The following is an 18,990-nucleotide window of genomic DNA, read 5'->3' as shown; positions in this document are numbered from 1 at the left end:
GGGGTGAGCGTGAGCGGGGTGTCTCAGTCCCCGGCCGCCGCCCGGCGGGGCCCCGCCGTGTCGTACGCGTCCCGGTCGGGCGCGACCGGGGTGTCCAGGGCGATGTCCACGACCGGCTGCTCGGGAGCGCCGACCCACGGCACCGAGCCGTTCGGCGTGCCGGTGGCCGCGGCGACCACGGCCGCCGGCGTGCCGCCGCGCCGCCGCACCGCGCCCGGCAGCAGCGGACGTCCGCCCGTGTGCAGGGCGACGGCGGTCATCGGGACGGCGACGACCAGCAGACCCGCGCCCAGGATCAGCCCCATCGCGGGGAACCCGGCCTGCGCCGACAGCACGCTCCCGGTCAGCGGACCCGCCGCCGTCCCCAGCGAGGACGCCGAGCCGACGAGCACCGCCCAACGGCCGCGCGGATCGAGCGAGGCGGCCAGCCCTATCAGGTACGACAGCACGATCGGGTACAGCGTGTTCCAGGCGATCTCACCGGCCGCGAAGCTCCCGAGGCCGGTCGCGGACGCGCTCACCACGATGCATCCGGCGATCAGCACGGTCCCGCCGCCGATCGGCGCGGCCCGCCCGAGCCGCGGCCCGAGCGCGCCCGCGCCGAGCACGCCCAGCAGTCCCGCGCCCAGCGCCACCGCGAACACCACGCCGACGGTGGCCTCGGTGAGATGAGCCTGCGTCAGGCCGATCCGCCCGCTGACCCCCCACAGGGAGTTCTGCACGAGCGACCAGCACGGCATCGCGGCGGCCAGCACCAGCCCCGAGCGCAGATGCGGCAGACGGGAGGCGGTGGCGTCCTGCCGGACCCGCGGCGCGGCGGTGCGCCCCGGGAGGCGGCCGGTCGTCGGCCATACGGCGAGGGCGGTGAGCGCGATCGCCGCCAGCGGCTGCCCGTGCCCGGGGCCGAGGTGCGGGACCGTCAGGTAGACGGCCCCGGCCAGGGCGGAGACGCCCAGCAGGCCGAGCGTGGAGGCCCGGTGCGGGTCGGGCTGGGCGGCGATCCGGGTGGCGGCGACCGTCGTGGCGGTGCCGGAGCCGAACCCGCCGAGGACCGCGCCCGCGATCACCGCCGGCACGCTCCAGGCGAGGGCGGCCCCGCCGTAGCCGAGCACGGCGAGCAGCAGCCCGAGCCGGGCCAGGGTGCGCGCGCCGATCCGCTCGACGCGGGAGGCGAGGGCGAAACCGGCCGACGCCGAACTCAGCAGCAGGGCGCTGCCGACGGCTCCGGCCTCGGTCGCGGACAGCGGGAGCCCCGCGTCCAGGCGGCCGACGACGGTCGGCAGCAGGTAGGGGGCGAGGTACCCGGCCGTGAAAAGGGCGACGAGGGGCCAGGGAGTGGTGCGGGGGGCGAACACGGGCGTTCCTGGGCGTGCGAAAGAAGCGGCTCGAAAAGGGGGGTTGGGCGTCGACCGTCGACGGACAGGAACGCGCGGGCAATTTGTATCAAGCACGCGCTTGCCGGCAGAAGCGAGGGTCACGTGATGTGGATCACGTTCGGTTTGGGCAGGGGAGGGGCGGGTAGACGCGAGCGCCCCAAGGGGTGAACCGGGATCCGGAACCAGCCCTACCGCCGGTCCTACCGCCAGTCGACCGCCCCGGTCGCCCTCGGCGCGGTCGCCTCGATCCGCGCCCTGGTCTCCCGCAACACCGCGACGATCCGCGCCTCGTGCGCCGGCGTCAGCCGGGCGACGGGCGTCGAGCAGCTGATGGCGTCCTGCGCGGGAGTGTCGTAGCGCAGCGCGAGGCCGAAGCCGACGATGCCGGTCACACCCTCCTCGCGGTCCACGGAGTAGCCGCGCGCCCGCACCTCGGCGAGGTCGGCGAGGAGCGGGCCGCGGCTCGTGTGCGAATTCGGCGTGAGCGCCTCGAAGGGCCCCTCGGGCAGTTCCGCGTCGGGGCGTTCGGCCAGCAGGGCCTTGCCCAGCGCGCCGACGTGCGCGGGCAGTCGCCGGCCGACCCGGCTGATCGTGCGCAGGTACTCGTGCGACTCACGGGTCGCCAGATAGGTCACGTCCCGTCCGTCCAGCCGGCCCAGGTGGATCGTCTCGCCCAGCGCCTCGGACGCCTCGTCGAGATACGGCCGCACCAGCCGGACCCGCGGATCGGAGTCGAGGTAGCTGGTGCCGGTCAACAGGGCGTGGATGCCGATGCCGTAGAGGGAGCCGGTGACGTCCGTGCGGACCCAGCCCCGGCCGATCAGGGTCTGGAGCAGCGCGTACATCGAACTGCGGGGCACGCCCAGCTCGTCCGCCAGCTCCTGGAGCCGCGCCGGACGGTCCGCGCGCGCCGCGAGCAGCTCCAGCAGCTCGACCGTGCGCGCCGCGGACTTCACCTCGCGGACGCCGCCTGTCTCCGACATGCGCCGATGGTAGTCCGACGGCGGTGCGCGGGCCGGTCCGACGGCGGTGCGCGGGCCGGTCCGGCGGCGCTCGGCGGGCGGGGCGCCGTTGACGCGACAAGTTCACCTACCTAACCTTCATCTTCATACGTAGACAGGCAGACAGGAGATGGACGTGGACCTCACCATCACGGACGTGCGGCTGACCCCGATCCTCGTCGCCGACCCGCCGCTGCTGAACACCCAGGGCGTGCACCAGCCGTACACCCCCCGGCTGATCGTGGAGGTGGTGACCGCCGACGGGGTCACGGGCGTCGGCGAGACCTACGGCGACGCCAAGTACCTGGAACTGGCCCGACCCTTCGCCGATCAGCTGATCGGACGTCAGGTCAGCGACCACAACGGGCTGTTCGTGCTCACGGGCGCGGTGGCCGTCGACGACTCCCGGGTCTCGGGGCAGGTCGACGTGGGCGGGCTGCGCGGGGTGCAGACCGCCGACAAGCTGCGCCTGTCCGTCGTCTCCGCGTTCGAGGTCGCCTGTCTCGACGCCCTCGGCAAGGCGCTCGGCCTGCCCGTGCACACGCTGCTCGGCGGCAAGGTCCGTGACGCCGTCGAGTACAGCGCGTACCTCTTCTACAAGTGGGCCGACCACCCCGAGGGCGTGGCCTGCGAGAAGGACGACTGGGGGGCCGCCGTGGACCCGGCGGGCGTGGTCGAGCAGGCCCGCCGGTTCAAGGAGCGGTACGGCTTCACCTCGTTCAAGCTGAAGGGCGGCGTCTTCCCGCCGGACGAGGAGATCGCCGCCGTGCGCGCGCTCGCCGCGGCCTTCCCCGGGCACCCGCTGCGGCTCGACCCCAACGGGGCCTGGAGCGTGGCCACTTCACTGAGAGTCGCCGAGGAGCTCGGGGACGTGCTGGAGTACCTGGAGGACCCCGCGCTCGGCACCTCCGCCATGGCCGAGGTCGCCGCCGGGACCGACGTGCCGCTCGCCACCAACATGTGCGTGACGACGTTCGCGGAGATCGCGGAGGCGTTCGCCAAGGGGGCCGTGCAGGTGGTGCTCTCCGACCACCACTACTGGGGCGGACTGCGCAACACCCAGCAACTCGCCGCCGTCTGCCGGACGTTCGGCGTCGGCGTGTCCATGCACTCCAACACCCACCTGGGCATCAGCCTCGCCGCCATGACCCAGGTCGCGGCCACCGTCCCCGACCTCCACCACGCCTGCGACTCCCACTACCCGTGGCAGTCCGAGGACGTCCTCACCGAGCGCCTGACCTTCGAGCACGGCCGGGTGACCGTGTCCGACGCCCCCGGCCTCGGCGTCGAACTGGACCGCGACCGCCTCGCCTTCCTCCACCGCCGCTGGCTGGAGGACGACGGCACGCTACGCGACCGCGACGACACGGCGGCGATGCGCGCCGCCGACCCCACCTGGACCACCCCGCCGGTCCCCCGCTGGTGACACCCGCCCCGCGCGCGTGGTGACACCCGTCCCGCGCGCGTAGACGCGTCCCGCTCCCGGTGTGGTGCACACTGGCCAGATCGGCACCACGTCAGGGAGCGCACCGTGACCGCGTCCACCGCGTCCACCGGAGAGGGACACCACCGACACCACCGCGAGGCCCAGGTCGACCCGCTGGCCGCCGTGCGGACCCCGGCCGACCCGCCCTGGGACGTGTATCTCACCGGCACCGTCTTCCTGGACATCATCTTCACCGGCCTCGACTCCGCCCCCGTGCGCGGCACCGAGTCCTGGGCGCGCGGCATGGGCTCCAGCCCCGGCGGCGTCGCCAACATGGCCACCGCCCTCGCCCGCCTCGGCCTGCGCACGTCCCTCGCCGCCGCCTTCGGCGACGACCACTACGGCGAGTACTGCTGGGACGCGCTCGAACAGGGCGAGGGCATCGACCTCACCCCCTCCCGCACCTTCCCCGGCTGGCACTCCCCGGTCACCGTCTCCATGGCCTACGAGGGCGAGCGCACGATGGTCTCCCACGGCCACGAACCGCCCCCCGAGCAGGTGCTGATCCAGGACGGCGACGCCGCCGCCCCGCCGCGGGCCCGCGCCGCCGTCGCCTCCCTCACCCCCGGCCGGAGCGCCCCCTGGATCGCCCGCGCCGCGAGCACCGGCACCCGCGTCTTCGCCGACGTCGGCTGGGACGACACCGGCGCCTGGGACCTGGCCGGCCTCACCGACCTGAAGCACTGCGAGGCGTTCCTGCCGAACGCCGAGGAGGCCATGCGCTACACCGGCACCTCCTGCCCCCGCGCCGCCGCCCACGCCCTCACCGAGCACGTGCCGCTCGCCGTCGTCACCCTCGGCGCGGACGGCGCGTACGCCGTGGACCGGCGCACGGGCGAGAGCGCCGAGGTCCCGGCCATCGCCGTGGAGGCCCTGGACCCCACCGGCGCGGGCGACGTGTTCGTGGCCGGCTTCGTCACCGGCACCCTCGCCGACTGGCCGCTCGCCGACCGCCTCGCCTTCGCCGGGCTCACCGCCGCCCTCTCCGTCCAGGAGTTCGGCGGATCGCTCTCCGCCCCCGGCTGGTCGGAGATCGCCGCCTGGTGGCGCAGGGTCCAGTCGGTCGAGAGCCAGGCCCCCGAGGCCCTGCGCCGCTACGAGTTCCTCGCCGGCCTCGTCCCCGCCCAGGACCCCACCCCGTGGCCGCGCCGCCGCGCGGTCCCCACCATCGGCTTCCGCCGCTCGGCCTGACGCGGGGGAGGCCGGGCCGAACCGGAGGGCGGCCGGCGGAAAGCGGAGGCCGGGCGGCCGTTCGAAAAGCCCTCGGCGTTGTCAGCCCCCTGGCGTACCCTGGAACACGCCAGGCCGCCCTCGTGGCAGGCGAGACGCATCCGGGAGGACGTAGAGGCCTTAGGGCCGGCCTATGACTCAGACACCCACAGCTCAGACGCCCGCGCAGGGCAAGGCGAGAGCACAGTTCACCGTTCCCGCCCAGCACCCCATGGTGACCGTGCTGGGATCCGGCGACTCCCTCCTGCGCGTGATCGAGACGGCTTTCCCGGCGGCCGACATCCACGTCCGGGGCAATGAGATCAGCGCGACGGGCGACCCGCTTGAGGTCGCCCTCATTCAGCGCCTGTTCGACGAGATGATGCTGGTGCTCCGCACCGGGCAGCCGATGACGGAGGACGCAGTGGAACGCTCGATCGCCATGCTGCGGGCGAGTGAGAACGGGACGAGCGACGGCCAGGAGACCCCGGCCGAGGTACTGACGCAGAACATCCTGTCCTCGCGCGGTCGCACCATCCGCCCCAAGACCCTCAACCAGAAGCGGTACGTCGACGCGATCGACAAGCACACGATCGTCTTCGGCATCGGCCCCGCCGGCACCGGCAAGACGTACCTGGCCATGGCGAAGGCGGTCCAGGCCCTCCAGTCCAAGCAGGTCAACCGCATCATCCTGACCCGCCCCGCGGTGGAGGCGGGAGAGCGCCTCGGCTTCCTGCCGGGCACGCTCTACGAGAAGATCGACCCGTACTTGCGCCCGCTCTACGACGCGCTGCACGACATGCTCGACCCCGACTCCATCCCGAGGCTCATGGCCGCCGGGACGATCGAGGTGGCGCCCCTGGCGTACATGCGCGGCCGCACCCTGAACGACGCCTTCATCATCCTGGACGAGGCCCAGAACACGAGCCCCGAGCAGATGAAGATGTTCCTCACCCGCCTCGGCTTCGACTCGAAGATCGTGATCACGGGTGACGTGACCCAGGTCGACCTGCCCTCCGGCACGAAGTCGGGTCTGCGTCAGGTGCAGGAGATCCTGGAGGGCGTCCAGGACGTCCACTTCTCGCGACTGTCGTCCCAGGACGTCGTACGGCACAAGCTGGTGGGCCGTATCGTCGACGCGTACGAGAAGTACGACACCACGCACGGCACGGAGAACGGCGCGCACAAGGGCGGCCGGGGGAAGTCCGGGCACAAGGGGAAGTAGACAGACGCAGCGCCATGTCGATCGACGTCAACAACGAGTCCGGAACCGAGGTAGACGAGCAGGCGGTCCTCGACATCGCCCGCTACGCGCTCGCACGGATGCGCATCCACCCGCTCTCGGAACTCTCGGTGATCGTCGTGGACGCCGACGCCATGGAGCAGCTCCACATCCAGTGGATGGACCTGCCCGGCCCGACCGATGTCATGTCCTTCCCGATGGACGAGCTGCGTCCGCCGTCGAAGGACGACGACGAGCCGCCGCAGGGGCTGCTCGGCGACATCGTGCTGTGCCCCGAGGTCGCCGAGAAGCAGGGCCGGGAGGCGCCGACGCAGCACTCCATGGACGAGGAGCTCCAGCTGCTCACCGTCCACGGCGTGCTGCACCTGCTCGGCTACGACCACGAGGAGCCCGACGAGAAGGCCGAGATGTTCGGCCTTCAGGCGGCCATCGTGGACGGCTGGCGGGCCGAGAAGGGCCACACCGGCCCCTCGCCGGCGCCGACCGTCTCATGAGCCCGGCCCTCGTCGCCGGCGCGATCGCCCTGGTCGTCGTCGCCTGGCTCGCCGCCTGCGCGGAGGCGGGCCTCGCGCGCGTCTCCAGCTTCCGCGCCGAGGAGGCCGTGCGCTCCGGCCGGCGTGGCGGCGTCAAGCTCGCGCAGATCGCCGCCGACCCGACCCGCTATCTCAACGTGGCGCTGCTGGTCCGCGTCGCCTGCGAGATGGCCGCCGCCGCGCTGGTCACCTACGCCTGTCTGAACGAGATCGACGGCACCGCGCCCGCGCTGCTCGCCGCGATCGGCGTGATGGTCCTCGTGTCGTACGTCGCCGTCGGCGTCTCCCCGCGGACCATCGGCCGCCAGCACCCGCTGAACACGGCGACGGCCGCCGCGTACGTGCTGCTGCCGCTCGCGCGGATCATGGGCCCGGTCCCGTCGCTGCTGATCCTCATCGGCAACGCCCTCACCCCCGGCAAGGGCTTCCGCCGGGGCCCCTTCGCCTCCGAGGCGGAGCTGCGCGCGCTGGTCGACCTCGCCGAGAAGGAGTCCCTCATCGAGGACGAGGAGCGCCGCATGGTGCACTCGGTCTTCGAGCTGGGCGACACCCTCGTCCGGGAGGTCATGGTCCCGCGCACCGACCTGATCGTCATCGAGCGCTACAAGACCATCCGGCAGGCCCTCACCCTGGCGCTGCGCTCCGGCTTCTCGCGGATACCCGTCACCGGGGAGAGCGAGGACGACATCGTCGGGATCGTGTACCTGAAGGACCTGGTCCGCAAGACGCACATCAGCCGGGACGCCGAGTCCGACCTGGTGTCGACGGCGATGCGGCCCGCCGCGTTCGTGCCCGACACCAAGAACGCCGGCGACCTGCTGCGGGAGATGCAGCAGGAGCGCAACCACGTCGCCGTCGTCATCGACGAGTACGGCGGGACGGCGGGCATCGTCACCATCGAGGACATCCTCGAGGAGATCGTCGGCGAGATCACCGACGAGTACGACCGTGAGCTGCCGCCCGTGGAGGAGCTCGGCGAGGACCGCCACCGGGTGACCGCCCGCCTCGACATCACCGACCTGGGTGAGCTGTACGGCCTGGAGGAGTACGACGACGAGGACGTGGAGACCGTCGGCGGCCTGCTCGCGAAGGCGCTGGGCCGGGTGCCGATCGCCGGGGCGTCCGCGGTCGTCGACCTGCCCGACGGGCGCGGTCTGCGGCTGACGGCGGAGGCGGCGGCCGGTCGCCGGAACAAGATCGTGACGGTGCTGGTGGAGCCGGTGGACAAGCCGGACGACGAGGCGGCCGGGTGACGCCCGACGAACTGCGCGCCCTGTGCCTGTCGTTCGAGGCGGCGGTGGAGGACTTCCCCTTCCGGCCGGAGATCTCCGTCTTCAAGGTCGGCGGCAAGATGTTCGCGCTGAGCTGGACGCAGGAGCGGCCCCTGAAGGTCAACCTCAAGTGCGACCCGGAGGACGCGATCCGGTTGCGCGCCGACCACCCCGGTCTGATCACTCCCGGCTACCACATGAACAAACGCCACTGGAACACGGTGCGGGTGGACGGCGGTCTCCCCGGCCGTCTGGTCCGGGAGCTCGTGGAGGACTCGTACGACCTGGTCGTGGCCGGTCTGCCGCGCGCGGAGCGGCTGCGTCTGGACCGGCCCTGAGAGGTCGCGGGGACCAGGCGCTCCGTATGCTCGGGGCATGACCGACAGCAACGCGCTCGACGCCGAGGACCGCAAGATCGTCACCCTGGCCCGCTCCGCCCGGGCCCGCAACGGCGTCCCCGAGGGGGCGGCCGTACGCGACGAGACGGGACGCACGTACGTCGCCGGGACGGTGGAGCTGCCGTCGCTGCGGCTGAGCGCGCTCCGGACGGCGGTGGCGATGGCGGTGGCCTCGGGGGCGACGTCGCTGGAGGCGGCGGCCCTGGTCACCGAGGCGGAGTCGGTGCCCGAGGCGGACCGCACGGCCGTCGCCGACCTGGGCGGCATCGGGACCCCGGTGCTGTTGGCGGGCCCCGACGGCACCGTCCGGCTGACCGTCTCCGCGGGCTGAGACAACCGTCCGGCCGACGGCATCCGCGGGCTGAGACGGGCTGAGACGGGCTGAGACGGGGCGACCCGCGCCGGCTCGTTCGGGTAGTCCGGAATTCACCCTTGCCGTCTCCCGTCTCCCGGGCGTCAATGGGCGTAGATTCCGACGGACCGTCAGATTCACCCCCCACCGGGGCAGGTGTCCGCACCCACCCGTCCCGCTCCGGCCGTCCGTCTCCCCATATCCGGGAAGGAGCCGGAACCCCCATGAGAGGCAAGCGAATCGGATCAGGTGCGGCAGTGCTGGCCGGGGCCCTCGCGGTCACCGGGCTGGCGTTCGCGCCCTCCGCCCTCGCCGTCAGCCCGACGTCGGCGAGCGTCACCGCGAACTGCGGTCTGTTCGGCGGCGGCGCCGCCACCCTCACGGCCACCCAGAGCGGCACCGCGGCCACCCTCACCCTCAAGTCGACCGCGATCACCGCTCCGATCCCGATCGGCGCCAACAGCATCAACTCCACCCTCACGATGGCGAACTCGACCGGCGCCGCCCGGGTCTTCACCGGCACCGCGAACCCGGCCATGCCCACCGGCGCCGCCATCGAGGTCGGTCCGCTGAACGGGACCGTGGCCTCCGGTGACAGGCTGGACTTCTACGGCGGCTCCCTGAAGATGATCGTCTTCGGGATCACCGTCACCTGTACGGCCACCGGTCCCCAGTCGCCAGGACCGTTCGTGTTCGACTGAGAACCGGTGCGAAGTCGCTCGACGGACCGTCAGTTCTCCTGTCACAGCAGGAAGCTGACGGTCCATCAGTTGACCGGTTCGCATCCATTGACTTCTCTCGCGATCCGCATCTCAATGCCCCCTGTCGGCGCAGAAGAGCCGCTGCGCCCGCACCCTTGAGGAGGGGGCACCATGGGTTCGACACCCCGAAGATCCCGACGACGGCGCTGGGCGTCGCTGCTCGGGGCGACCGCGCTCGCGGTCACCGCGGGCGGGGCGCTGGCGTGTCCGGCCGGCGCCGCGACCAACGTGGACTTCCCCACGCACTGCGTCCCGCCGCCCATCGCCGGCATCCCGCCGATCGACGGCACCACCACCGCCAAGATCACGGCGGACAAGACCGACGCCGAGGTCGGCGACACCGTCACCGTGACCTACACGGTGGTCAAGCCCGCCGCCAGCAACCCCACCGACCTCGCCCTGCCGGCCGACATCATGACCCCGACCGGCAAGATCACCCTCGGCGGCGCGCAGAGCGGCAGCGTCACCGTCGCGGGCCCCAAGAAGAACGACCCGGTGCCCGGCAAGGGCCCCTTCCCGTCGTTCTCCATGACCGGCACCTTCACGGTCACCGCGCCCGGCGCGATCACCCTCTCGCCCGGCGACTACAACATCCACACCAGCTACATCCTCGAACTCGACACCCCCTGCACGGTGACCAACCCGCCCGCCCCGGTGTCGGAGACGGTCACCGCCACGGACAACCCGCCCGCCAACACCCGTTCCATCCAGCTCGGTTCGGCCTCCGGTGCGCCGGGCGCCGCGGTCACCGTCACCGGCGGCGACTTCACGCCGGGCGCGAGCGTCACCCTGGCCGGACGGTCCGGCGCCGCCCAGACCGCGGACAAGGCCACCGTGACCGCGAACGCGCAGGGCGCCATCTCCGGTTCGCTCGTCGTCAACGACCGCACCACCACCGGCGTGGTGGCGTACGAGGGCGGCGCGTGGAGCGCGGAGCTGGGCGCGGGACCCGTCGCGTACGTCGTCATCGACGACACGCCCGTACCCGACGGGAGCCAGAAGCTGACCACCACCGTGAAGGCGGGCACCCTGTCGATGTCCCAGGCCGGGGACGCCGTCCAGCTGTCGGCGGTCGACTTCGGCACCGGCGGCGCGTCGACCGGGAACCTCCACACGGTGACCGTCAAGGACTTCCGCGGAGGACCCGCGGGCTGGTCCCTGACCGGCAAGGTCACCGACTTCAACGGCCCCGGCGCCAAGATCCCCGCCGGGAAGCTGAGCTGGACGCCCGACTGCGGCACCAAGGCGGGCAGCCCGAGCACGTGTCAGGCCGGGTCGGCCGGAGTCGTGGGCAGCACGGGGGCGACCCTCGCGTCCACGCCGGACGGCACGCTCACCGGCGGTGAGTTCACCGCCTCGGCCCGCGTCTCCCTCGACGTACCGGCGTTCACGCCTCCGGGCACCTACGCCGGCGTCCTGACCCTCACGCTCACCTGACCGACGTCCACCGGTGGCCGGGCGCCCGCCTCACAGGTCCGCACCCGCCCGACCACCCCGCCGTGCCCGATGCCCGCGGGGGTCCGCACCCATGCGCAAGCCGTACGCCCTCCTCCTGCCGTTCCTGACACTGCTGCTCGGCCTGTCGTACACGGCGTCCGCCCGGGCCGCCGACAACGGCAGCTGGTCCGTCAACCCCGCCGCCACGGCCGTCGCCGCGCGGCCCTACTTCTATGTCTCCGCCGACCGCGGCCAGACGATCGAGGACAAGGTCGTCGTCACCAACAAGACGGACCAGCCGCTCACCTTCCGGCTGTACGCCGCCGACGCCTACAACACCGAACGCGACGGCGGGTTCGCCGTGCGGACGGCGGGGGAGCGGATGCGGGGCGTCGGGGCGTGGGCGAAGCCCGCGAAGCACCGGATCACCGTGCCCGGCCGGGGCGCGGTCACCGTGCCGTTCACGATCCAGGTCCCCGAGGACGCCGAGCCCGGCGACCACCCCGGCGCGATCGTCGCCCTCGACGAGCGGATCGCGAAGGGCGACGGCGGGGTCGCGCTCGGCGTGCAACGCGCCGTCGGCGCCCGCGTCTACCTCCAGGTCAGCGGCCCCACCCTGCCCGCGCTCACCGTCGAGGACGTCCGGATCGACCACAGCCGCCCCCTGGTCCCCGGCATCGGCGCCAGCGAGGCGACGATCTCCTACACCCTGCGCAACACCGGCAACGTCACCCTCGACCCGAAGGTGGAACTCAAGGCGAAGGGCCTGTTCGGCCGCACCCTCCTGTCCCGCGACCTGACGAGGATCCCCTCGGAACTCCTCCCCGGCCAACGGGTCCACCTCTCCGAACCCTGGCACGGAGCCCCCCAACTCGACTGGGGCAAGGTGACATTGACGGCGAGCGCGAAACAGACACAGGAATCAGCCAGCACGGGTTTCCTCGCCGTGCCATGGCTGGCGGCACTGCTGCTGGGCGCGGCCATGGGTGCAGGACTGGTGCTGCTATTGAGGAAACGGCGGGCGCAACCCCCTAAAGGGGCGCGGGGCGTTGACATCATGCGGCTCCGCCGCGGGGCGCGACCAGCCACAGCGCACCCGCAGACGAAATCCCCTACAGCAACCGGTGTTTAAAGGGCATCGGGCCCCCGCTCCCCGGTCCGGACGCGCACAACCGTCTCAACCGGCAGAGCCCACACCTTCCCGTCCCCGATCTTCCCCGTCCGCGCGGCCCGCACGACCGCGTCGATGACCGCCTCCGACACCGCGTCCTCGACGACGACCTCGATACGGACCTTGGGCACCAGGTCGACCTGGTACTCGGCCCCGCGGTACACCTCGGTGTGGCCGCGCTGCCGGCCGTACCCGCTGGCCTCGGTGACCGTCAGGCCGTGCACGCCGAGCTCCTGGAGAGCGGTCTTGACCTCGTCGAGACGGTACGGCTTGACGATCGCGGTGATGAGCTTCATGCCTTGTCGGCCTTCTGGGCGGAGGGGACGGAGTGTGAGCTGACCGGGGCGCCATGTCCCAGGACGCCGTGATCGTATGCGGTCTCGGCGTGCACCGTAAGGTCCAGGCCGGTGTGCTCGTGCTCCTCGTCCGCCCGGAAGCCCATCGTCCGGTCCAGCAGCCTGGCGATGCCGTACGTCACGAGGAAGGCGTACGCCCCCACGGCGACCACGGCCACCAGCTGCTTGCCGAGCTGGGCGAGGCCGCCCCCGTAGAGGAGGCCCTCCGCGCCGCCGGTCATGGACTCGACGGCGAAGACGCCGATGAGGAGGGTGCCGATGACGCCGCCGACGAGGTGGACGCCGACGACGTCGAGCGAGTCGTCGTAGTTCAGCCTGAACTTCCAGCTCACGGCGTACGAGCAGACGACGCCGGCGGCGAGGCCGACGACCAGCGCGCCGAGCAGGGAGACCGAGCCGCAGGACGGGGTGATCGCGACCAGGCCGGCGACCGCGCCGGAGGCCGCGCCGAGGGTGGTGGGGTGGCCGTCGCGCTTCTGCTCGACGAAGAGCCAGCCGAGCAGGCCGGTGCAGCCGGCGGCGAGGGTGTTGAGGAACGCGGCGGCGGCGAGGCCGTTCGCGCCGAGCGCGGAGCCGGCGTTGAAGCCGAACCAGCCGAACCAGAGCAGGCCGGCGCCCAGCATGACCATGGGGAGGTTGTGCGGACGCATCGCGTCCTTCTTGAAGCCCAGGCGGGGGCCGAGGACCAGGCAGAGCGCCAGTCCGGACGCGCCGGAGGTGATCTCGACCGGGAGCCCGCCGGCGAAGTCGAGCGCGCCGAGCCCCTCCAGGATCCAGCCGCCCGGCCCCCACACCCAGTGGGCGACCGGGACGTATACGAGGAGCGCCCAGAGGGGGACGAAGACCAGCCAGGCCGCGAACTTCGCGCGGTCCGCGATCGCGCCGCTGATCAGGGCCGCCGTGATGATCGCGAAGGTGAGCTGGAAGGTGGCGAACAGGAGGGTGGGGACCGTCCCGTGGACGCTGTCCGGGCCGAGGCCCGCCATCCCGGCGTGGTCGAGGCCGCCGATCAGGCCGCCGCCGACGTCGTCGCCGAAGGCGAGGGAGTAGCCGGCGGCCAGCCACACCACGGTGACCAGCGCGATCGACACGAAGCTCATCATCAGCATGTTCAGGACGCTCTTCGTGCGGACCATGCCGCCGTAGAAGAGGGCCAGGCCCGGGGTCATCAGCAGGACCAGTGCGGTGGCGGCGAGCAGCCAGGCGGTGTCGCCGGTGTCCACCTGCGCGGCGGCAAGGATCACGGTCGTCTCCAACGGTGCGGGGGCTCGTCAGAGGTTCACGGCAGTGCGTTACCGGTCGCGTACGGGTGTGTTTCCGTGACGTTTCGTTGCGTGCGGGTTTCGGGAAGCTCACGTGTCGGCGGGTGTCCGTGGATCAGGGACAATGGGCGCCATGAGCGTTCGCACCCAGTCATCCGAACAGTCGGCCGAGGCCGCGCACCGGGCCGGCTTCGCCTGCTTCGTGGGCCGCCCCAACGCCGGCAAGTCCACCCTCACGAACGCTCTGGTCGGGAAGAAGGTGGCGATCACCTCCAACCGTCCGCAGACCACGCGGCACACGGTCCGCGGGATCGTGCACCGGCCCGAGGCCCAGCTGATCCTGGTGGACACCCCGGGGCTGCACAAGCCGCGCACGCTGCTGGGGGAGCGGCTCAACGACGTCGTGCGGACGACGTGGGCCGAGGTGGACGTGATCGGTTTCTGCCTGCCGGCGAACGAGAAGCTGGGGCCCGGCGACCGGTTCATCGCCAAGGAGCTGGCCGGGATCAAGCGGACGCCGAAGGTCGCCGTCGTGACGAAGACCGACCTCGTCGACTCCAAGGCGCTCGCGGAGCAGCTGATCGCGATCGACCAGCTGGGCAAGGAGCTCGGGATCGAGTGGGCGGAGATCGTCCCGGTCTCGGCGGTCGGGGACAAGCAGGTCGAGCTGCTGGCGGACCTGCTGGTCCCGATGCTGCCGGAGAGCCCGCCGCTGTACCCGGAGGGCGACCTCACGGACGAGCCCGAGCAGGTGATGGTGGCCGAGCTGATCCGCGAGGCGGCGCTCGAAGGCGTGCGGGACGAGCTGCCGCACTCCATCGCCGTCGTCGTCGAGGAGATGCTCCCGCGCGAGGACCGGCCCGCGGACCGGCCGCTCCTCGACATCCACGCGAACATCTACATCGAGCGCCCCAGCCAGAAGGGCATCATCATCGGCCCGAAGGGGCGGCGCCTGAAGGACGTGGGCATCAAGTCCCGCAAGCAGATCGAGGCGCTGCTGGGGACGCCGGTCTTCCTGGACCTGCATGTGAAGGTCGCGAAGGACTGGCAGCGCGACCCCAAGCAGCTGCGCAAGCTGGGCTTCTGAGAAGCGTCCTCCTCTCAGTCCTCCTCTCAGTCCACCCCCTTGATCCGCCCCACCAGCACCGCCCCCGCCAGTCCGATCGCCGCCGCGACCAGGTAGAGGACCCGGTAGCCGCCCAGGTACGTCACGATCGGGGCGGCGAGGGCGGGGGCCGCGACCTGGGGCAGGGCGTTGGCCACGTTGATGACGCCGAGGTCCTTGCCGCGGTCCAGCGCCTTCGGCAGGACGTCCGTCATCAGGGCGAAGTCGACGGAGGTGAACACGCCGAAGCCGACGCCCAGCACCGCGGCGGCGACGATCGCCCCCGGCCAGGTCTGCCAGACGGCGAGCCCCGCCGTGGCCACCGCCATCAGCACCCCGGACCAGATCACGAACGGCTTGCGCCGGCCCACACGGTCCGACCAGACGCCCCCGACGACGACCGTGGCGAGCAGGGTCACGCCGTTCACCGCCGTGAGGATCAGGACGCCCTGCTCGGGGTCGGCGTAGGACAGCCGGTCCCTCAGGTAGTAGAGCAGGTACAGCAGCACCAGCGCGTTGCTCAGGTTCATCAGGAAGCGGGTCAGCCAGGCCCAGCCCAGGTCCGGGTACCGGCGCGGGCTCAGCCAGAAGCCGGCCAGGAAGTCCCGCCAGGACCAGGCGGGGCGGTCCGCCGCCGGCAGCCGCAGGTCCGCGTGGCGCAGCACGTACGGCAGCACGCCGACGAGCGTGAACACCGCGCAGGCCGTGTAGCCCGCCCCCACGCCCCCGGCGACGGTCGCGAGGCCGGTCCCGCCGACCACGCCCAGGACCTGCGCCGCGCCCAGCCAGCCGCCCACCGAACCCCGTTGCAGGCGGGGCACCCGGTCGGGGACCGCCGCCGTCACCGCCGCGAAGCCCGCGTTCAGGGTCAGCTGGACCAGGCACCAGCCCAGCGCCATCGTCCACACGCCGTCCGCCGCCGCCAGCACCAGCAGCGACAGCGCCCCGCCCGCCGCCCCGGCCACGATCCACGGCGTACGCCGGCCGTGGCGGGACGTCGTACGGTCCGACAGGGCGCCGAAGAGGGGGTTGGCGGCCAGGCTCACCGCCGCGCCCACGCCGGTCACCCACGCCAGCATCGTCTCCTTGGACATGCCGGAGCCGGGCGCGAAGTCCTCCGCCTGGGAGGCCAGCAGGATCTGGAGCGGGCCGTACCAGCCCACCCAGATCGCCCCGTTGGCGAGGGACAGCGCCGCCGTCCAGCCCCGGCCGACCCGGTCCACCGGCTCGGCCAGGGCCGCGGAGGCCGTGGTCGTCATCTCTGGGCCCGCAGTACGTCCCGCAGCCAGCTGTAGGAGGCCTTGGGGGTGCGGGTCTGGGTGTCGAAGTCGACGTGCACCAGGCCGAAGCGGCGCTGGTAGCCCTCCGCCCACTCGAAGTTGTCCAGCAGCGACCAGACGAAGTAGCCGCGGACGTCCACGCCCGCCTCCACCGCTCGGTGCAGGGCGCGCAGATGGCCGTCGAGGTAGGCGATGCGGTCCTGGTCGTCGATGCCCGGGTAGCTGCATCCGTTCTCGGTGATGACGACCGGCGGGAGGCGGTCGCCGTAGCGGTCCTGGAACGTGGTGAGCAGCTCGGTCAGGCCCTCCGGGACCACCGGCCAGCCGAAGTCCGTCACCGGGACGCCCTCGATCTCCTGGACGGAGAAGGGGAGTTCGGCCGGGATGCGCACCCCGCCGAACTCGATCTCCGTGCCCTGCGGGGCGCCGACCCGCGTGGGGGCGTAGTAGTTGATCCCGTACCAGTCGAGGGGCGCCGCGATGGTCTTGAGGTCGGACGCCACGTCGCCGGGCATCAACTCTCCCAGTCCCTCGGGGTATTCGCCCAGCAGGACCGGCTCCGCGAACAGGCGGTTGAGCAGGACGTCGTAGAACGCCGCCGCCTCCAGGTCGGCCGGTTCTCGGGAGGCCGGCCAGGTCGGGCCGTGGGAGTTGGCGATGCCGACGTCGGTGACGCCGGCCGCGCGCAGGGCCCCGACCGCCAGTCCGTGGCCGAGGAGTTGGTGGTGGGCGACCGGCAGCGCGTCGAAGAGCAGCCGCCTGCCGGGGGCGTGGGTGCCGAGCGCGTGGCCCAACAGGGTGTGCTCGGCGGGCTCGTTGAGGGTGATCCACTTCGTCACCCGGTCGCCGAGCCGGGCGACGACCGCCGCCACATGGTCGGCGAAGCGGTACGCCGTGTCCCGCTCCAGCCAGTCGAGGTCCGCCGGGAGGTCCCAGTGGAAGAGGGTGGGCACCGGGCGGACGCCCGCCGCGCACAGCTCGTCCACCAGCCGGTCGTAGAAGTCCAGGCCGCCGGGGGAGTTGACCCGGGGCCACGAGACGGAGAAGCGGTACGCGTCCACGCCGAGGCCGGACAGCAGGGCCACGTCTTCGGGGTAGCGGTGGTAGTGGTCGCAGGCCACCGCCGCCGTCGAGCCGTCCTTGACCCGTCCCGGCTCGGCCGTGAAGGCGTCCCACACGGACGGCTCGCGCTCGTCGGCCGCCCCCTCGATCTGGTGGGCCGAGGTCGAGACGCCCCACAGGAAGCCGGCCGGGAACTGAGGTATCGGGTGCGCCGCGTCGCGCTGATCAGTCGCCATGCGCCGGATCATCCGTACCAGCGGTAACGGAAGTCAACGGGCAGACGGGAACATCCAGTTACGCCCCTTCTTTCAGTACGCGCGTGATGAGCCTGCGCTGTTCCTCCGTGAGCCGGGGATCGGCCGCGTACACGGTCTTCCCGTCCACGGTGATCTGGTAGCTGAAGCCGTCCGGAACCGTGATCGGGGGCACGCCCCGGCCGTCGGCCACCGCCTTCTCGGCCAGGGCGTGCCACTCCTGGGCGTCGGACCGCTCCGAGGTGTCCACCTCGGCGTGCCGCTCGATGCCCGCGAACCCGCCCGTGCGCCTCACCTGAATCCGCATGGGTTCCTGTCTAGTACGGAGTCAGAGGATCCGCACCCCGACCCGCTCCCAGGCCTTCTCCACGGCCTGGAACTCCTCGCCGCCGTCGCCGAAGCGCTCGCGGGCGGCCTTGACGGTCAGCTTGGCGAAGTCGGTGAAGAAGGCCCGCTCCCGCAGCTCGCCGCCGGTGAGGACGTCGTACCAGATCTGGCCCGCCTTCTCCCAGGCGAAGCCGCCGAGGGCGGTGGCGGCCAGGTAGAAGGCGTGGTTGGGGATCCCGGAGTTGATGTGGACGCCGCCGTTGTCGCGGCCGGTGCGGACGTAGTCGTCCATGGTCGCGGGCTGCGGGTCCTTGCCGAGGACGTCGTCGTCGTACGCGGTGCCCGGGGCCTTCATGGAGCGTAGGGCCTGCCCGGTCACGCTCGGGGCGAGCAGCTCGGCGCCGATCAGCCAGTCGGCCTCGGCGGCGGTCTGGCCGAGCGTGTACTGCTTGATCAGCGCGCCGAAGACGTCGGACATCGACTCGTTGAGGGCGCCCGGCTGGCCGTAGTAGGTCAGGTTCGCCGTGTACTGGGTGACGCCGTGGGCCAGCTCGTGGCCGATCACGTCGACGGAGTTGGTGAAGTCGACGAAGATCTCGCCGTCGCCGTCGCCGAACACCATCTGCTCGCCGTTCCAGAAGGCGTTGTTGTAGTCCTGGTCGTAGTGGACGGTCGCGTCCAGGGGCAGGCCGTCGCCGTCGATGGAGTGGCGGCCGTAGGCCTTGAGGAAGAGCTCGAAGGTGGAGCCGAGGCCGGAGTATGCACGGTTGACGGTGGCGTCGCGGCCGGGGTCCTCGCCCTCGCCGCGGACCTTGGCGCCGGGCAGGTCGGTGCGGTGCCCGGCGTCGTAGACCGTCCGCAGCGGGTGGTCCGAGGGAGCCTTCGCCGCCGGGGCGGCGGCGAGACGGAACTCGGTGGTCACGCTGCGCGCGGCGCGCAGCTCGCTGTCGCGCACCAGGGTGCGGCGGGCGGGACCGGAGAGCGCGGGGTCGTCGTTGCGGGCCAGCCGGTGGAGGACGTGCGGCGGAACGACGGTGCAGAAGACGGGCTCGAAGCCCCCGTGGGTCGTCATGCCCGGCACCTTTGCACTGGGTGACCCTTCTGTC

Annotated in this window: 19 protein-coding genes; 11 read left to right on the top strand and 8 right to left on the bottom strand. The window is 72.3% G+C overall.

Translation table 11 applies throughout. The features are described from left to right. Positions 1 to 23: 23 nt before the first annotated feature. Together ACFYX4_RS03915 and ACFYX4_RS03910 are read right to left on the bottom strand one after the other, a co-directional pair. The gene (locus tag ACFYX4_RS03915) at positions 24 to 1,355 is read right to left on the bottom strand and encodes an MFS transporter (RefSeq protein ID WP_389325323.1); all 1,332 of its coding nucleotides are present in this window, start codon (positions 1,353 to 1,355) and stop codon (positions 24 to 26) included. Positions 1,356 to 1,576: 221 nt separating this feature from the next. After that, positions 1,577 to 2,359, bottom strand: a complete 783-nt coding sequence (locus tag ACFYX4_RS03910) for an IclR family transcriptional regulator (RefSeq protein ID WP_389325320.1) — start codon at positions 2,357 to 2,359, stop codon at positions 1,577 to 1,579. A gap of 148 nt (positions 2,360 to 2,507) precedes the next feature. Here ACFYX4_RS03910 and ACFYX4_RS03905 point away from each other — a divergent pair, with 148 nt between their 5' ends. From ACFYX4_RS03905 to ACFYX4_RS03860, 10 genes are all read left to right on the top strand, one after another. Continuing rightward, the gene (locus tag ACFYX4_RS03905) at positions 2,508 to 3,803 is read left to right on the top strand and encodes a glucarate dehydratase family protein (RefSeq protein WP_389325317.1); all 1,296 of its coding nucleotides are present in this window, start codon (positions 2,508 to 2,510) and stop codon (positions 3,801 to 3,803) included. A 105-nt stretch (positions 3,804 to 3,908) separates the two neighbouring features. Next, on the top strand, positions 3,909 to 5,054 hold the full coding sequence (locus tag ACFYX4_RS03900) for a carbohydrate kinase family protein (protein ID WP_389325314.1): 1,146 nt from the start codon (positions 3,909 to 3,911) through the stop codon (positions 5,052 to 5,054). A 172-nt stretch (positions 5,055 to 5,226) separates the two neighbouring features. Beyond that, on the top strand, positions 5,227 to 6,297 hold the full coding sequence (locus ACFYX4_RS03895) for a PhoH family protein (RefSeq protein ID WP_389325311.1): 1,071 nt from the start codon (positions 5,227 to 5,229) through the stop codon (positions 6,295 to 6,297). A gap of 14 nt (positions 6,298 to 6,311) precedes the next feature. After that, a complete protein-coding gene (gene ybeY, locus ACFYX4_RS03890) occupies positions 6,312 to 6,809 on the top strand; it encodes an rRNA maturation RNase YbeY (protein ID WP_389325308.1) in 498 nt (165 codons plus the stop codon). Then, positions 6,806 to 8,101: a hemolysin family protein gene (locus ACFYX4_RS03885; protein WP_389325305.1), complete on the top strand. Its 1,296-nt coding sequence runs from the start codon at positions 6,806 to 6,808 to the stop codon at positions 8,099 to 8,101. Before ybeY ends, ACFYX4_RS03885 begins: the two co-directional genes overlap by 4 nt. After that, positions 8,098 to 8,457: an MmcQ/YjbR family DNA-binding protein gene (locus tag ACFYX4_RS03880; RefSeq protein WP_389325302.1), complete on the top strand. Its 360-nt coding sequence runs from the start codon at positions 8,098 to 8,100 to the stop codon at positions 8,455 to 8,457. The genes ACFYX4_RS03885 and ACFYX4_RS03880 overlap by 4 nt, the downstream gene beginning before the upstream one ends. A 37-nt stretch (positions 8,458 to 8,494) precedes the next feature. Beyond that, positions 8,495 to 8,848, top strand: coding sequence for a cytidine deaminase (locus tag ACFYX4_RS03875; protein ID WP_389325299.1), 354 nt, complete (start codon positions 8,495 to 8,497; stop codon positions 8,846 to 8,848). A gap of 245 nt (positions 8,849 to 9,093) precedes the next feature. Continuing rightward, positions 9,094 to 9,570: a hypothetical protein gene (locus ACFYX4_RS03870; protein WP_389325297.1), complete on the top strand. Its 477-nt coding sequence runs from the start codon at positions 9,094 to 9,096 to the stop codon at positions 9,568 to 9,570. Positions 9,571 to 9,741: 171 nt separating this feature from the next. Continuing rightward, a complete protein-coding gene (locus ACFYX4_RS03865) occupies positions 9,742 to 11,067 on the top strand; it encodes a beta-xylosidase (RefSeq protein WP_389325294.1) in 1,326 nt (441 codons plus the stop codon). A gap of 91 nt (positions 11,068 to 11,158) precedes the next feature. Then, the gene (locus ACFYX4_RS03860) at positions 11,159 to 12,199 is read left to right on the top strand and encodes a WxL protein peptidoglycan domain-containing protein (protein ID WP_389325291.1); all 1,041 of its coding nucleotides are present in this window, start codon (positions 11,159 to 11,161) and stop codon (positions 12,197 to 12,199) included. Here the strand turns inward: ACFYX4_RS03860 and ACFYX4_RS03855 are convergent. Together ACFYX4_RS03855 and ACFYX4_RS03850 are read right to left on the bottom strand one after the other, a co-directional pair. Then, complete coding sequence (locus ACFYX4_RS03855; RefSeq protein ID WP_389325288.1) at positions 12,196 to 12,534, bottom strand: P-II family nitrogen regulator; 339 nt, start codon at positions 12,532 to 12,534, stop codon at positions 12,196 to 12,198. The two genes, ACFYX4_RS03860 and ACFYX4_RS03855, sit on opposite strands and share 4 nt — an antisense overlap. Beyond that, positions 12,531 to 13,838, bottom strand: a complete 1,308-nt coding sequence (locus tag ACFYX4_RS03850; protein ID WP_389325285.1) for an ammonium transporter — start codon at positions 13,836 to 13,838, stop codon at positions 12,531 to 12,533. The genes ACFYX4_RS03855 and ACFYX4_RS03850 overlap by 4 nt, the downstream gene beginning before the upstream one ends. Before the next feature lie 151 nt (positions 13,839 to 13,989). On the opposite strand from ACFYX4_RS03850, the gene era reads away from it, so the two are divergent. After that, the gene (era, locus tag ACFYX4_RS03845; protein WP_389325282.1) at positions 13,990 to 14,943 is read left to right on the top strand and encodes a GTPase Era; all 954 of its coding nucleotides are present in this window, start codon (positions 13,990 to 13,992) and stop codon (positions 14,941 to 14,943) included. A 26-nt stretch (positions 14,944 to 14,969) separates the two neighbouring features. Here the strand turns inward: era and ACFYX4_RS03840 are convergent, their stop codons facing one another. From ACFYX4_RS03840 to ACFYX4_RS03825, 4 genes are read right to left on the bottom strand one after another with little or no spacing between them, the layout of a single operon-like run. Continuing rightward, the gene (locus ACFYX4_RS03840; RefSeq protein ID WP_389325279.1) at positions 14,970 to 16,220 is read right to left on the bottom strand and encodes an MFS transporter; all 1,251 of its coding nucleotides are present in this window, start codon (positions 16,218 to 16,220) and stop codon (positions 14,970 to 14,972) included. Next, on the bottom strand, positions 16,217 to 17,551 hold the full coding sequence (locus tag ACFYX4_RS03835) for a GH1 family beta-glucosidase (protein ID WP_389325276.1): 1,335 nt from the start codon (positions 17,549 to 17,551) through the stop codon (positions 16,217 to 16,219). Before ACFYX4_RS03835 ends, ACFYX4_RS03840 begins: the two co-directional genes overlap by 4 nt. 46 nt (positions 17,552 to 17,597) lie before the next feature. Next, positions 17,598 to 17,864, bottom strand: coding sequence for a protealysin inhibitor emfourin (locus ACFYX4_RS03830; RefSeq protein WP_389325273.1), 267 nt, complete (start codon positions 17,862 to 17,864; stop codon positions 17,598 to 17,600). 21 nt (positions 17,865 to 17,885) lie between these two features. Further along, positions 17,886 to 18,956, bottom strand: coding sequence for a M4 family metallopeptidase (locus ACFYX4_RS03825; RefSeq protein WP_389325270.1), 1,071 nt, complete (start codon positions 18,954 to 18,956; stop codon positions 17,886 to 17,888). Between the last annotated feature and the right edge of the window lie 34 nt (positions 18,957 to 18,990).

It is taken from the genome of Streptomyces sp. NPDC002328, from assembly GCF_042890065.1.
Taxonomy (GTDB): domain Bacteria; phylum Actinomycetota; class Actinomycetes; order Streptomycetales; family Streptomycetaceae; genus Streptomyces.
Note: the sequence above shows the minus strand (reverse complement) of the source record. Positions and strands in the feature narration are given on the sequence as shown.